Raw genomic sequence first — 14,888 nt, forward strand, 5'->3', positions numbered from 1 at the left:
TCAATGACCTGCCGGGACCTTGAGCTGGTCGAGCTCGCGGCGAGCCGCCGGCAGACCGAGCACGACCGGCCGGTCCGGCCGCTCCTGCCCGAGGTGCCAACCGGCCCAGATCGCGTTCGCGTCCAGGGCGATGACCACATCGGCCTGCGCCAGGAACTCGCGCACGTCGGGACGGCTCTGGACACGCTTCCAGTAGGCCTTGCTGAGGTTCTTGCTGGTCCGCGAGGTCCGGACGAACTTCACCGGACCGATCTTGTTCGCGGCCCGGCCGACCTTGCGGCGGACCTTCCGGTAGCGCCAGCGCACCGCCTGCTTGACCCGGGCGGTGCCCCACGGCATCGGCTCCGGGCGCTTCTTCGGGAGGTGCCCGTGCCCGTGGCCGTGGCCATGCCCGTGACCGTGGTCATGGCTGTGCTCGGCCTCGCCGTCGTGCGGCTCGGCCGCGGCCGGCGTCACGGTGTCACCGGTGACCGACTTCGGATCCGAGACCGACTCCGGCGCGATCACGGCATCCGGCGACTCGTCGAACTCGTCGCCGTCGCCATCGGTGTCGTCGTCGTACTCGTCCTCGTCGTACTCGTCGTACTCGTCGTACTCGTCCTCGGCGGTCGGCATCCGGCCCGGGCCGATCAGCGTGAACGTGTTGACCTTGTCGTCGACGACATCGATCGGCGGCAGCCAGCCGACCACGTCCAGGACGAGGTCGTCACCGCCGCCGAGGTCCTCGCGGATGGTGTCGAAGTAGTCCGGCTTCAGCCGCTTGGTGCTCATCAGCACAACCTTCTGCTGACTCATGCGTGCACCTCGCTCTTCTTCTTGACCGCGTCGGCGAGTGCTTCGATCCGCGGGTCCATCACCAGGTCCCGCCGGTAGCCGGCGCCGAACTCGCGCGCCTTCTGGCGGATCCCTTCGTCGGCCGTCCGGGCCGCGTGGGCAGCCTCGATCAGCGCCGCCGCGATGGCCTCCGGCGTCACCTCGGTGACCGGGAACCAGAGCGGGTGACCACGCAGTACGTCGGACGCCGCGTTCTCGGGGTCGTGCACCGAGACGACCGGCAACCCGGTCGCCAGGTACTCGAAGACCTTGCCGCTGGTCACGTACTTGCCCTTGCCCAGCATCAGCAGCTGGACGTCGAACTCGTCGTACGCCTTGGCGATCTCGGCCTTACCGACCGGGCCCTCGTAGCTGACGCCTTCCTCGGAACCCGAGTTGATCGCGGCCAGCATGTCCGGCCGCGGCACCGCGTAGTACCCGAGGTAGCCGTGGATCTTGGCCTTCGCACCGGCCAGCTCCTCGGACTCCTCGACGGCGATCTTCCAGCCGTCGACGAAGTCCTGCAGCGGCACCTTCGGCGACACCGTGCCGACGTACCCGAAGGTCAGCGGGCGGTCGGTGACCGGACCGCGGTCGTGCGTGTCCGGGACCAGCTCCGGGTCGAAGCCGTTGGCCACGACGTGCATCTTGCCCGCCTGCTCCGGGTAGAGCTCGACGTGCCACTCCTTGATCGGGTCGTTGACGAACCAGACCTCCTGAGCGGCGTCGACCAGCTTCTTCTCCCACTTCGCGGCCCGGCTGTTCGGTTCGTGCAGCCGGTTACCGCTGAAGACGTCGAGCAGCCACGCGTCGCGGTAGTCCATCACGTAAGGCACCCCTCCCTTCTCGTGGAGGTGGTACGCCGCCGTGAAGGCGACATGCGGGTTCGCCGTGGCGACCGTGAGGTCGACCGGGTTCTCCGCGTGGATGCGGTCCGCGGCGTCCTCGATCACCGAGCGCCAGGGGCCGTAGCCGTGCTCGGGGAACGGGATCAGGTCCTGCTTGTTGCGCCACTTGCTCCACAGTCGTGGATTGCGGGCCCGGGCCTTGGGCCAGCGGCGCAGGTCGGTCTCCATGACCGGCCAGTCGAACGGCACCCGAACCACCTCGACGGAGGGGTCGACCCGGTCCTCAAGGGTCTTGTCGGCGCCGGTGAACCGGTAGAAGGTCTCGCGTTCGGCCGTCAGCACCGTCACCTTCCAGCCGAGCGCGGCGAACCGGTTCGCGGTTGCCAGCGCCCGGTACACACCGCCGCCCCGGCACGGGGGGAACCCCCAGGCGACGTACAACATGTGTGGGCGGTCCGTCATGCCCATCCTCTCAGCAGTCATGCTCTCAGCAGATTGAGAATCGCGTCGGCCAATTCGTCGTACGGCGTCGTCGTGGGCAGATTGGCGGCTGCCCACTCGATCGCGTGATCACGCAGTTTTTCCAGCTCGCCGGGGTCCGCGGACCAGCGCCGCAGAGTCTCCGACGCCTCGGCCACCGAGTCCACCAGTACTCCGCCACCGGACTCCTCGATCACCCGGGTCTGCCGCGGCAGCCGGGTGGACAGCACTGGGAGACCGCTGGCCAGGTACTCGTAGATCTTCGACGGCATCGCTTCCACGAACGCCGGGGTCGGCTGCAGCATGGCCAGGCTGGCCCAGGCACCCTGGGTCAGCCGCCAGGCGTCAGCCGGTGGCTGGCGGCCGTGCAGGCGGACCCGCCCGGCCAGATCGGCCCGGTTGATCCGGACCTCGAGCTCGTCACGGTCGCTCGGGGCCACCGGACCGACCAGGTCGAGCGACCAGTCCGGTGCCGCGGCGACCGTCTCGACCATGTCGAACAGTCCACGGCTGGCGCGCAGGTCCCCGACGTACACCGCGCGCGGCGTGCCCGTGGGCGGCGTCGGCGCGAGGAACGGGACATAGGGAAAGTTCTGCACGACCAGGCGTTGTTTCGCCTCGTGCGGGGCAAGATGGGAATCGGCGACAACTGTCAGGTCGGCGCCGGCCGCCAGCTTCGAGCTGGCCCGGACGATCAGCCGGGCCGGCAGTCCGGCCGGCCCCTTCGCCCAGGCCCGGTCCGCCAGCAGGCGGGTGTAGTCCTCATGGATGTCGGCGACCATCTTGCGCCGCCGCAACGTGGTGACGAGGCGGGTGATCGGGATCATGTCCGGATCGACCGTCATCACCACCTTGGCGTTGGTCCGCCACGGCAGCACCGCCGTCCGGGCCAGCCGCTGGACCAGGTTGCCCCGCGGACCGGCGTGCACGACAGCGCCTGCCGGACCACCCTCGGGCTCGCCGAGGCCCCACAGCTCGACACTGAGGTCGCGGTGCTGCAGGGCCGCGGTGATCTTGTGCAGACGCGCATCGGCGACGTCGTGGCCGGTCGTGATGATGCCCACGTCCGGCGCTGTCCTGCCAGACATCGTCAGAGGTCCTCGAGCGAAACAGCCTCGGTGGTCCCGACCTTCAGGAAGTGGGTGTACGCGTCGATGACCTCCTTGGGCTCGCCGCGCATCATCACCTTGCCCTGATGGATCCAGATGCAGTCCGTGCACAGCTCGCGCACACTGCTCATCGCGTGGCTGACCAGGAACATCGTCCGGCTGTTCGTGACCAGTTCCTTCATCTTGGCCGCGGCCTTGGTCTTGAACTGGGCGTCACCGGCCGACAGCGCCTCGTCGATCAGCAGGATGTCGGGGTCCATGTGCACGGCGACCGCGAAGGCCACCCGGGCGAACATGCCGGACGAGTACGTCCGCATCGGCATTTCCATGAACCCTTCACCGAGCTCGGCGAAGGCCTCGATCTCCTCGTACCGCTCCTGGACCTGCTTGCGGGTCAGCCCCGCGGCCAGGCCACCGAGGGTGACGTTCTCCTTGCCGGACAGCTGGGCGTTGAAGCCCACGCCCAGGGACAGCAGCGTGCTGACCCGGCCGTGCACCTCGATCCGGCCCGAGGTCGGCGGCAGGATGCCGGCGATCGCCCGCATCAGCGTCGACTTGCCGGCGCCGTTGGCCCCGATGATGCCGATCGTGGTGCCGTGCGCGACGTCGAAGGAGACGTTCTGGACGGCCTTGACCTCGCGGACCGCGCGCTCGCCACGGCCGAACCGGACGATCGCGCTCTTGAAGGTCGGCACCCGCTCGAACGTGGTCCGATAGGTGATGGAGACGTCCTGGACCTTGACGGCGGGACTTGCGTCGACGTTTGACATGGTCTTCTTCTCGGCTTCAGAGACGGACAGCGAACTCACGCTCCCTCGACATGAAGAACAGCGAACCCACCAGCAGCGCGGCCACCGCCCACGCCACGCCACCGATCCAGAGTTCGGCGTCCGGCATCTTGGCGCGGACCAGCAGATCGGTCCAGCCACCCAGGAGGGAGTAGAGCGGGTTGTACTGGATGTAGTCCTGGAACTTCGCCGGCGCCTTCTCGGCGAACCAGAGGACCGGCGACAGGTACAGCCAGATCCGCATGAAGTACGGCAGGAAGCTGGACGTGTCGCGGAAGTACACCTGCACCGCGGCGAAGATCATGCTCATCCCGGCCGCGAACATCGTCAGCAGGATCAGGAACACCGGTGCCAGCAACTGCACCCAGCCCAGCGGCTGACCCGTGAGCAGGTGGATCGCGGCGTACACACCCATCGTCGGCAGGAAGCGGAAGAACGCCGTCCGCAGTGCCGACAGGGGGAGCAGCATCCGGGGGAATGCCATGTTCATCAGCAGCTTGCCGCCACCGACCACACTTCCGGCGCCGGTGGTGACCGCACCCTGGAAGTAGTAGAAGGCGAACAGCCCGCCACACATATGCGCGAAGATCGCGCCGGAGTCCTCACGGGCGGCACCGCCCGCGATGATGTCGGTGAGCAGGTAATAAACCCCCGCGAGCAGCAACGGGTTGATGACCAACCAGATCTGCCCGAAGAAGGTGTTGGTGTTGGCCGCCCGGATACCGGTACGCGACATCTCGGCCGCGAAGACCCGGCGTTCCCAGAGTGCCTTGAAGTACGGGCGCAAGGGCGGCAAGCCGGCCTTGTGTGGTTCGTACACATGCACCGACGGGTTGAATGCCTCGTCGACGCTAGTCGCGTTCATTCAGGCGACGCCTCTCTCTGCCATGAAGTCCTGTCCACGTTTCAGCCGCTGGTGTTCGTTTGACCGGGCCACGCAGACCGGGAAGAGAGTAGCGGATCGGCTCCGGCGCCGATGACACAACGGTCCTCCAGTGTGAGCAACGACGTACGCACGGCTACCGACGTCGCGCCCGATCGAACCGGCCATCCGGGCTCCGGCCGGCTTCGATCGTTATCCGGAATATACATTTGACGGCTCGCAGGCACCAAAACGCCTTCCAGCGCATGGAAATGACGCGCACCCGATGCTCGTCAGCAGCTGTGCCGAACACCAGTGAACAAGGTCAAATCCGTGTCAATTCACACCGGTACGACGATCGGCGCGGCCGGGAAGTTCGCAGCACGCCTACCGGCGGGGTCCCAGGGGTGCCTTGTGGCCGGGGCGAGCCGGGCGGTGGACACTGGGTCCCCGCTTGGCCATGGACAGCCTCACCATCCACGGAGCACCGCTCAGCACCGCCTGGGACCTCACACTGGATCCGGTGACCCGGCCACGCCGGGCGGAGCACGGCCGGGCGGCCACCGGATCGACAGGCACGATGACCAGGGCGGCGGTCATCGCGCCAGAGGCCACACAGGACGGAGATGCTGATCGCATGGGACTCCCGTTCTCATCGGCCTCACGATGGGGATGCACAGTTTGTACACCCTCCAGCACAGCCGGTGATGGCACGGGAGTGCGAGGGCACCGATACGCCGGGATCGAGACCCAACCGAAACGGGCTCCGCTGACGGAACAGCGAACAACCGCCAGAATTGGAACAGCAGCCCGGCGGCGCTCAGGTGGTCCGTCGCCGGGCTGCTGGACCTCAATTCTCGCTCACAACTGCGCGGAAATGGTGGCCGGATGGTGACACGGCACAAGAATGCTGACAGGACAACAATTATCGCTGCCTGCATTCACCAGGACACGGACAGTGCGGACCGCGCTGAGGTGTCCATCTCGGACTGGAGAGGCGGTAGCGGACGGTGACGACTTTCGGAAGGGAGGGGCGAGTCGTGGGCAGCTCGGACACGGAGCGTGCCGACCACTTGCGGGTGCTCGGACTCAGCGACGACGAGATCAAGGTCTACCAGCATCTGCTGCGGGCCGGACCCTCGTCGGTCACCGAGCTGGACGACGGCGTCCCCGACCGGTCAGCAGCGATCGACACCGTGCTCGGTGGGCTGGTCCAGGCGGGCCTGGCGCGCCGGTCCGGGTCCGACCACTCACGCTTCCTGCCAGTGCCTCCGGACGCCGGTCTGGAGGCTATGACGCTGCGCCGGGAGTCCGAGCTGAAGCAGGCCCGGATCGAGGTCCTGAACGCGTACGACGAGTTCCGCCGTACCGTCCACAACGAGTCGACCACGCACCTGATCGAGGTGGTCACCGGCAGCGCGATCGTCGAGCGGATCCACCAGATCAAGGGCAGTGCGCAGCGCGAGATCCTGGCCATCGACTCCCCGCCGTACTACATCGGCGGACCGAACCAGGAGGAGATCGAGCAGCTCAGCCGCGGCGTCGCCTACCGGGTCGTGTACTCACCGGAGTCGGTCGAGGTGCCCGGCTACCTGACCGAGAACATCCTGCCGTGCGTCGAAGCCGGCGAGCAGGCCCGCGTCCTGCCCGACGTACCGGCCAAGCTGACCATCATCGACGGCTCGATGGCGTTCGTGTCGATGTCGGTGCGCGACACCGACGTGAACAGGTCGCTGCTGATCATCCGGCCGAGCAGCCTGCTGACCGCCCTGATCGGCATGTTCGAGCTGTGCTGGCGCAACGCCCTGCCACTGCACGCCTCCGTGGGCACGGAGGACGACCGGCTGGAGCCGATCGAACGCCGACTGCTGGCCCTGCTCGCAACCGGCGCTGCCGACGACACCATCGCCCGCACGCTCGGGATCAGCCGCCGGACGTTCTTCCGCTACCTGGAGAGGTTGATGAACCGCACCGGCGCCAGCACCCGTTTCCAGCTCGCCCTACACGCCGCCCGGGAGAACTGGCTATGACGCCGCTATAGCCAGCGCAAGCTTGAGACGGGCCTGCTCGTACGCGTTGCCCTGTTGGGGGAACGAGACGCGGGGCCCGGCCTCATCCAGGACGGCCGGGACGATCTGCTCGACCAGCTGATCGACGAGCTGATCCAGACCGCGTTCGCGTGCCATCGTGAGGTACAGGTGGTCCTGGATCCCGCGGCGGAAGTTGGCGAGCTGGATGGTGGAGATCGGCCCGGCGATTCCCCGGTCCTGGTCGGGGTAGATGCGGTCCTCCCCCGGATACATCAGGACGCCGTCACCGTTGGCCCACCAGCCGCGCCTGTTGTGGAACGTGACCGGATCCACCCAGACGTTCTGGTTCCGCTCGCGGCCCGGCAGGACCTGCCGGTTGTGCCGCCAGTGGTTGGTGTGCCAGTAGAAGTACGTCGGGACATCGTGCTTGAACGCCGCCCAGAGATTGGCGCGTGGATCGGTGGCCGGCGACTCGATCACCACCGAGCCGACGTTCGGTCGCTGGCCGTTGTAGAACCACATGTCCCGGCCCTCGGCGCGGAGCACCTTCGCCGCGGCGCCGTCGTACAGGTCGGCAACTGTCGCCCAGATGTCGATCGCCTTGTCGGGTCCGTCCAGTACGGCGTCGTACGCGTGCGTGGTGAAGATCGGCAGCGGCGCTCCCGATGCCCGCACTGCCGCGGATAGAGAGCGGATGTACTCGAACTCGTCGGCCCCGGGCTCGTCGGGCATGTAGAGGAAGGTCTGCTTGCCCGGCAGGTTGCGCGACAGCCAGTCGGTCCACAGCGGCGCGTTGGCCTTCGCCTTCTCCGGAGTGTCGAAGTCAGGCCCCGGGCCGTAAAAAGTGCGTGGGACAAGGTTGTTCCCGACGCCCTCCCCAGGACCCTCGTAGCCGTTAGCCCTGGTGAAGTCCGTGCCGGTAAAACGCGATCTGGCGGCAGTGGCCTTCGCAATGTCGTAGCCGTCCACGAACTCGACCCGATGGCGATGGGCGAAGCGATGGAACACCGGGTCGAGATTGCGGCCGTGCCGCAGTTCGACCTGTGAGCCCTCGTAGTAGAACATCGCGTTGATGCTGTTCTGATCGGGCAGCGTGAACGGAAAGACCGTCAGCTCGACCGGCACCACCCGGAGCTGATGATCGGCTTCGACCTCGATCTGCCCGCGGTAGATCCCCGCCGGCGCCCGTCGCGGAATGTAGATGTCGAACCAGAAGGCCTGGTTGGTCGCAGCCGGCACGGCGAGCGGGAACCCACCCTGCGCCGCATTCTCCGGCACAAGCTGAACCGGCTTGTTTCCCAGCACATCCGGCGGCTCGGCCGGTGAGTCGCGCAGGTAGATCCAGTCCGCGTTGGACTTCTCGCGAATGTTCATACACCGCTCGGAGAAGACCTGGATCTGACGACCGATCGTGTACGTCGGATCCGCGGCCGGCGGCGCATACCGAATCACCCCCGGCCCACCCACCTGCCGCAGCACCGGCAGCCGAACCGACAGCCCACCGATCCCAGCAGCCCCAGCCTCCGCAACCAATTGGAACGCGACCACCTCGTTACGCGCACCGAAAACCCGCGCAGTGTGCCCGTCCCAAGCCGTATTGCGCTGCTTGTTCGGATTCGCCAGGTCGTCCGCCTCGACCTTCTCGCCGTCGTTCACCACCCACACAGCCGCCAGCGGTTTGGCGGCTCGCTTCAAGGTGAGAGGCACCACGGCGGACAAGCTGCCCGCCAACAGCGACCGACGGGAGAAGGTCACCTGAGGTCACCCCTTCGCCGGGGCGAACTCCTTGGCGACGACCTCGGCGATCTGGGCGGTGTTCAGGGCGGCGCCCTTGCGGAGGTTGTCGCCGCAGACGAACAGCTCCAGGGCGTTCGGGTCGTCGAGGGACTTGCGGACCCGGCCGACCCAGGTCGGGTCGGTGCCGACGACGTCGGCGGGGGTCGGGAACTCACCCTCGGCCGGGTTGTCGAAGAGCAGCACGCCGGGCGCGTCCCGCAGCACCTCGCGGGCCTCGTCGGCGTCGACCTCGTGGGCGAACCGTGCGTGCACCGACAAGGAGTGTGTGGTCACCACCGGCACCCGGACACAGGTCGCGGAGACCTTCAGATCAGGCAGGCCGAGGATCTTGCGGGACTCGTTGCGGACCTTCAGCTCCTCCGAGCTCCAGCCGCCGTCCTTGAGCGATCCGGCGAACGGCACCACGTTCAGCGCCAACGGCGCCGGGAACGGGCCGAGGCCGTTGCCGACAACCCGCCGTACGTCGCCTGGTGTCTTGCCCAGCTCGCGATTGCCGGCCACCTTGGTCAGCTGGTCGTAGAGGGTGTCGATGCCCTCCTGACCGGCTCCGGAGGCCGCCTGGTACGACGCGACGACCAACTGCTCGAGCTCGTAGCGGTGGTGCAGCGCGCCCATCGCCACGATCATCGACAGGGTCGTGCAGTTCGGGTTCGAGATGATGCCCTTTGGGCGGTTGCGGGCCGCCTCGGCGTTCACCTCGGGGACCACCAGCGGGACGTCCGGGTCCATCCGGAAGGCGCCCGAGTTGTCCACCACGACCGCACCGGCCGCGGCCGCGATCGGCGCCCAGTGCGCCGACACCTCGTCCGGTACGTCGAACATCGCGACGTCGATCCCGTCGAAGGCGGACTCGCTGAGCGCGACCACCTCGACTTCTTCGCCGCGAACCTTGAGCCGCTTACCTGCGGAGCGCTCGGAGGCGATCAGCCGGATCTCACCCCAGACGTTCTCCCGGGTCGAGAGCAGGGTCAGCATCACCGTGCCGACAGCGCCGGTCGCACCGACCACCGCCAGCGATGGCAGACCCGTCCGGTCCTCGATCGTGTTCTCCACAGCGCTCACAGGGGTCACCGTCCAGTTCCTCCGTACACGACAGCCTGGGTGTGCTCGTCGTCCAGATCGAATGCGGTGTGCGCCGCGGTCACGGCAGCGTCCACCAGGTTCTCGTCCACCACCACCGAGATCCGGATCTCCGAGGTGGAGATCATCTCGATGTTCACGCCCGCGTCGGCGAGCGCGGAGAAGAACTTCGCGGAAACGCCCGGGTGCGAGCGCATGCCGACCCCGACCACCGAGACCTTGCCGATCTGGTCGTCGTACAGCAGCTGCTCGTAGCCGACCTCGTCCTTCATCCGGGCCAGCGCGGACATCGCCCGGGCGCCGTCGACGCGCGGCAGCGTGAAGGAGATGTCGGTGCGGTTGGTCGCGACCGCCGAGACGTTCTGCACGATCATGTCGATGTTGGTCTCGGCGAGGGCGACGGTCTGGAAGATCCGGGCCGCCTCACCCGGCTTGTCCGGTACGCCGACCACCGTGATCTTGGCCTCGTTGCGGTCCTGGACCACGCCGGAGATGATCGCCTGTTCCATCTGTTCGAGTTCCTTCGCATCGACAACCCAGGTGCCTTCCTTCTGCGAGAAGGAGGAACGCACATGAACGGGGACGTTGTAGCGCCGCGCGTACTCCACGCAGCGCAGGTGCAGCACCTTCGCGCCACACGCGGCCATCTCGAGCATCTCCTCGTAGGAGATCTTCGGGATGTGCTTCGCGGCCGGCACGATCCGCGGATCCGCGGTGAAGATGCCGTCGACGTCGGTGTAGATCTCGCAGTAGTCGGCCTCCAGCGCGGCGGCCAGCGCGACCGCGGTGGTGTCGGAGGCGCCGCGGCCCATCGTGGTGACGTCCTTGGTGTCCTGCGCCACCCCCTGGAACCCGGCCACGATCGCGACATGCCCTTCGCCCAGCGCCTCCTCGATCCGGCCCGGGGTGATGTCGATGATCCTGGCGTTCCCGTGCGCGGACGTGGTGATCACGCCGGCCTGCGAGCCGGTGAAACTGCGCGCCTCGTAGCCGAGGTTCGCGATCGCCATCGCCAGCAGGGCGGCCGAGATCCGCTCACCCGAGGTGAGCAGCATGTCGAGCTCGCGCGGTGGCGGCAGCGGCGACACCTGCTTGGCCAGGTCCATCAGCTCGTCGGTGGTGTCCCCCATGGCCGAAATGACCACGACCACGTCGTTGCCGGCCTTCTTCGTAGCGACGATTCTCTGCGCCACACGCTTGATGCAATCGGCGTCGGCGACCGAAGAACCGCCGTACTTGTGCACGACGCGTCCCACAGCTGTGTCTCCTCAAAACCACTGGTTGCGGTACGCCGTGCGGCACTGCACCAGGCGTAGTCTCACGCGTCATTCTAGCCGTGACCTCGTCGTTGCCTACCGGCTGACCAGACCTCGGCCCGATGCTACGGGCAATCGCCCGCGGGCCCGGAGGTTCGGCGGTGCGGGCCCGGACCCGCCGGAAGGCCTCCGGCGGACTGGACCACTTGTTCATATAAGTCATCACTGAAACAATGGCCGGCGTGCACGCGTTCGACATCCTCGGCGACCCGGTCCGGCGCCGCATCCTGGAACTGCTGGCCGACGGCGAACTGCCGGCCGGCAGCATCGCCGCGACCATCAACGCGGAGTTCGGGATCAGCCAGCCGGCCGTGTCACAGCATCTGCGGGTGCTCCGCGACAACGGATTCGCCACCGTGACGGTGGCCGGCACGAGGCGCCTGTACGCCGTCGCCCCCGAACCGCTGCGCGAGATCGACAGCTGGCTGGACCGCTACCGGAAGTTCTGGGACAACCGCCTGGACGCCCTCGAGACCGAGATCCACCGCGGCCGCCGCTGAAGCGCAAGAAAACCGAAACCTTCCACCCGTCGTGTGCATCGAGGATGTAGACGACCAAGGAGGGGGCACGGATGCGAGCGATCATTGCCAACCTGTGCATGTCGGAAGACGGGATCGTGGACCGGCCGGAGCGCTGGCTACCAGCACCGGCACTCGGGGGTGTGATCGACGAACTGGCCGCCGGCACGAACACCGTGCTGCTCGGCCGCCGTACCTATGAGCAGTACGCCGGATCGGTCGCGGGACTGCGGTCGGTCCGCAAGCTCGTGCTCGCGTCGACCCCGGTGGCGTACCAGCCGCACAGCGAAGTTCTGAAGGGCGATCCGCGCCGGGTGCTCGCCGCACTCAAGCAGGTACCGGGTCCGGACCTGCATGTGATCGGCAGCCTCAGTCTGATCCGCTCACTGCTGCGGTGGCGACTGCTGGACGATGTGACGCTGCAGATCCACCCGGTCCGGGCTGGACAGGGCACAGCGCTGGACCGGCGTTCCTTCAAGCTCATCTCTTTGTGTGCGGGGCTTTCCGGCACCCTCGAGGCGGGCTACAAGGTGCACTACGCGGCGACCGGAGCGCTCTCGAGTGTGGAGTCGGCCGGCCGATGGGGCGGCACTCGCAGGACTGCGACAGTGCCGAGCACGCCGAGGACTGCCATCAGGGCCCACGCGTAGCGGACACCGAAGGTCTCCACGACCACGCCACCGACGGCCGAACCGGCCGCGGAGCCGAGCATCCCGCCGCTGAGCACCCAACCGAACATCTCGGTCCGGGCAGCGGCCGGGGTGAGCTCGCCGAGCCGCTCGTAGAGCGCGCCGACCGTCGGCGCGATCAGGCAGCCGGATGCGAAGAGCCCGATCGCGAGCGCGACCACCGAGGCGGTCGCGAAGAAGCAGCCGGCGATGAGCACGGTGAAGACCAGCATCCGCTTCCAGACGTAGGAATCGCGGCCGCCCGGGAGCGCACCACCGACGAGTCCGCCGATCAGGCTGCCGAGCGCGGCCACCGTCTCGAGGACGCCGGCGATCAGCCGGTTGCCGTGCTCGTCCGCGAAGGCGACGATGCCGAGCGACATCGCCGCGAAGCCCGTCACCATGCAGGCGAACGCGATCACCAACGACAGCCGGTGCCGATGCCACAGCAGCTCGCGGGCAGTAACTCGCCTGCTCCCGACCGCCTCTTTGATCGCTGTGGACTGCTGCTTCAGCCCGAACCACCAGATCGCTGCGGCAGCCAGAATCGCGCAGGCGAGGAGACCGGCCCGCGGACTGGCGAGGCTGACGATGACTGCGCCGAGCATCGGCCCGATGACGAACAACAGTTCGGTGGCTGACGCATCGAGCGCGTAGAGCACTCGGAGCCGACCGCCTTGCACCAACCGAGGCCAGGCGGCCCGAGAGGTCGAGGCGACCGGCGCCACGCAGAGTCCGGCCAGCGCGGCGGCCACGGGCAGCACCCGGAACCAGCTGTACGGCAGCAGCGCGGTCACCGCCATCATCAGCGCCCACGCCATCCCGGTGATGATGACGACCTTGCGCGCGCCCCTGCGGTCGGCCATCCGGGCCCACACGACGCTGGCGACCGCCGTACCGATGGAGTAGGCACCTGCGACCACACCGGCCCATCCGAAGTTGCCGGAGGCGTCCTTGGCCAGGAATGCCAGCGGGACCATCGTCGCCATCACCGGCATCCGGGCAGTCAGCGCTGCGGCAAGCAGCGTCATCACACCAGGGGTTCGCCAGAGGTCGCGGTACGCGGTCAGGTCCATAGGGTTGATTCTGTCCTGACATAGCCGTCCGGCGCGTCGGGATTTCTCCCTATCTTGATCGTTGGAGAGTATGCGAACATATGTTCGTGACGGCGGATGCGGCGACGATCCTGCATGCCGACCTCGATGCGTTCTACGCGTCGGTCGAGCAGCGGGACGACCCACGCCTGCGCGGCCGGCCGGTGATCGTCGGCGCCGGGGTCGTGCTCGCCTGCAGCTACGAGGCCAAGGCGCTCGGCGTGCGGACGGCGATGAACGGCGGCCAGGCACTCCGGCGCTGCCCGCACGCGATCGTCGTCGAGCCACGAATGTCGGCGTACTCGGAGGCCAGCAAGGCGGTCTTCAAGGTGTTCGAGGACACCACCCCGCTGGTCGAGGGGCTGTCGATCGACGAAGCGTTCCTCGACGTCGGCGGCCTGGCGAAAATCTCCGGTACGCCGGTGGAGATCGCGCGCCGATTGCGTGCCGAGGTGCTGGCGCGGGTGGGGCTGCCGATCACGGTCGGGGTGGCGCGGACGAAGTTCCTGGCGAAGGTGGCGAGCGGGATCGCCAAGCCGGACGGGCTGCTCGAGGTGCCGCCGGCGTACGAGCTGGAATTCCTGCATCCGCTGGACGTTTCGCGGTTGTGGGGTGTGGGTGAAGTGACCGCGGAGAAGCTGCGGACGCGCGGTCTGACGAAGGTCGGTGACGTCGCTCAACTGCCGGAGGCCGCGCTGGTCGCGATGCTCGGGCGGGCCTCGGGGCGGCACCTGCATGCGCTCGCCCACAACCGCGATCCACGGCCGATCGAGGTCGGGCGACGACGACGATCAATCGGTTCGCAACGCGCACTGGGGCGGTCGCGGAAGTCGCCGGCCACGCTGGACGCCGTACTGACCGGGCTCGTCGACCGAGTGACCCGCCGGATGCGCTCAGCCGGCCGCTCCGGCCGCACTGTCACGCTGCGCCTCCGCTTCGACGACTTCACCCGCGCCACCCGGTCCCACACGTTGCCTCAGGCAACAGATCAGACTCGCGCCATCCTGATCACCGCGCGCGCCCTGCTCGCCGCCGCCCAGCCCCTGATCAGCACCCAAGGCCTCACCATGATCGGCATCTCGGTCGGCAACCTCGAGAACGAAGCAGCCCAGCAACTAGCCCTCCCCTTCGACAAAGCCGCCAACAACGAACTCGACGCAGCCCTCGACCAGGTCAAAGACAAGTTCGGCACCAACGCCATCACCCGAGGCATCCTCCTAGGCCGAGACCAAGGCCTAACCGTCCCCATGCTCCCCGACTGACCCAGCTCACCCGTCGTGACATCGGGGACCGAACCGCCGGCTGCATTTGGTGGGTTCACCCATGAGGTTGCGGGTTCTGCACCCGCATGAGGGTAGAGAACCCACAAGCTCACTGGTCTACCTTCCTCAGGTCGGCGCTTCTGGATGAGGCGTTGATGCACCCGAGGTGCCGCTTGCGTTACCGCCCGGCTGGCTTGACGTTGCAGACGTCCACCATCAGATC

General features: G+C 67.6%; 13 protein-coding genes. 4 read left to right on the forward strand and 9 right to left on the reverse strand.

Annotated features, from left to right (window positions below; translation table 11 throughout):
- Genes E1261_RS18505 through E1261_RS18525 form a run of 5 tightly spaced genes read right to left on the reverse strand, consistent with a single transcriptional unit; the run spans position 1 to position 4,903 of the window.
- Positions 1-795, reverse strand: coding sequence for a hypothetical protein (locus E1261_RS18505; RefSeq protein ID WP_132408127.1), 795 nt, complete (start codon positions 793-795; stop codon positions 1-3).
- Complete coding sequence (locus tag E1261_RS18510; RefSeq protein ID WP_238176293.1) at positions 792-2,144, reverse strand: glycosyltransferase; 1,353 nt, start codon at positions 2,142-2,144, stop codon at positions 792-794. The genes E1261_RS18505 and E1261_RS18510 overlap by 4 nt, the downstream gene beginning before the upstream one ends.
- The gene (locus E1261_RS18515; protein ID WP_132408128.1) at positions 2,141-3,229 is read right to left on the reverse strand and encodes a glycosyltransferase family 4 protein; all 1,089 of its coding nucleotides are present in this window, start codon (positions 3,227-3,229) and stop codon (positions 2,141-2,143) included. Before E1261_RS18515 ends, E1261_RS18510 begins: the two co-directional genes overlap by 4 nt.
- Before the next feature lie 2 nt (positions 3,230-3,231).
- Positions 3,232-4,020: an ABC transporter ATP-binding protein gene (locus tag E1261_RS18520; RefSeq protein WP_132408129.1), complete on the reverse strand. Its 789-nt coding sequence runs from the start codon at positions 4,018-4,020 to the stop codon at positions 3,232-3,234.
- A 16-nt stretch (positions 4,021-4,036) separates the two neighbouring features.
- Positions 4,037-4,903, reverse strand: coding sequence for an ABC transporter permease (locus E1261_RS18525; RefSeq protein WP_132408130.1), 867 nt, complete (start codon positions 4,901-4,903; stop codon positions 4,037-4,039).
- A 1,037-nt stretch (positions 4,904-5,940) separates the two neighbouring features.
- Between E1261_RS18525 and E1261_RS18530 the strand changes: the two genes are divergently transcribed.
- Entirely contained in the window at positions 5,941-6,930 is a 990-nt protein-coding gene (locus E1261_RS18530; RefSeq protein ID WP_132408131.1) for a helix-turn-helix domain-containing protein, read from the forward strand.
- Here E1261_RS18530 and E1261_RS18535 read toward each other — a convergent pair.
- Genes E1261_RS18535 through E1261_RS18545 form a run of 3 tightly spaced genes read right to left on the reverse strand, consistent with a single transcriptional unit; the run spans position 6,925 to position 11,063 of the window.
- A complete protein-coding gene (locus tag E1261_RS18535; RefSeq protein ID WP_132408132.1) occupies positions 6,925-8,685 on the reverse strand; it encodes a DUF4091 domain-containing protein in 1,761 nt (586 codons plus the stop codon). The genes E1261_RS18530 and E1261_RS18535 overlap by 6 nt on opposite strands.
- A 6-nt stretch (positions 8,686-8,691) precedes the next feature.
- Complete coding sequence (locus tag E1261_RS18540) at positions 8,692-9,798, reverse strand: aspartate-semialdehyde dehydrogenase (RefSeq protein ID WP_202874810.1); 1,107 nt, start codon at positions 9,796-9,798, stop codon at positions 8,692-8,694.
- Positions 9,795-11,063: an aspartate kinase gene (locus tag E1261_RS18545; protein WP_132408133.1), complete on the reverse strand. Its 1,269-nt coding sequence runs from the start codon at positions 11,061-11,063 to the stop codon at positions 9,795-9,797. The genes E1261_RS18540 and E1261_RS18545 overlap by 4 nt, the downstream gene beginning before the upstream one ends.
- A 233-nt stretch (positions 11,064-11,296) precedes the next feature.
- Here E1261_RS18545 and E1261_RS18550 point away from each other — a divergent pair, with 233 nt between their 5' ends.
- Positions 11,297-11,623: an ArsR/SmtB family transcription factor gene (locus E1261_RS18550; RefSeq protein WP_202874812.1), complete on the forward strand. Its 327-nt coding sequence runs from the start codon at positions 11,297-11,299 to the stop codon at positions 11,621-11,623.
- A 71-nt stretch (positions 11,624-11,694) separates the two neighbouring features.
- Positions 11,695-12,291: a dihydrofolate reductase family protein gene (locus E1261_RS18555; protein WP_132408135.1), complete on the forward strand. Its 597-nt coding sequence runs from the start codon at positions 11,695-11,697 to the stop codon at positions 12,289-12,291.
- Here E1261_RS18555 and E1261_RS18560 read toward each other — a convergent pair.
- Positions 12,177-13,385 carry an MFS transporter gene (locus E1261_RS18560; protein WP_238176294.1) on the reverse strand — a complete coding sequence of 403 codons (1,209 nt, stop codon included), beginning with the start codon at positions 13,383-13,385 and terminating at the stop codon, positions 12,177-12,179. The two genes, E1261_RS18555 and E1261_RS18560, sit on opposite strands and share 115 nt — an antisense overlap.
- 80 nt (positions 13,386-13,465) lie before the next feature.
- On the opposite strand from E1261_RS18560, the gene dinB reads away from it, so the two are divergent.
- Positions 13,466-14,665 (forward strand): DNA polymerase IV, encoded by a 1,200-nt coding sequence (gene dinB, locus E1261_RS18565; protein ID WP_132408136.1) that lies wholly within the window; start codon positions 13,466-13,468, stop codon positions 14,663-14,665.
- Positions 14,666-14,888: the final 223 nt, after the last annotated feature.

The organism is Kribbella albertanoniae (assembly GCF_004348455.1).
GTDB lineage: Bacteria > Actinomycetota > Actinomycetes > Propionibacteriales > Kribbellaceae > Kribbella > Kribbella albertanoniae.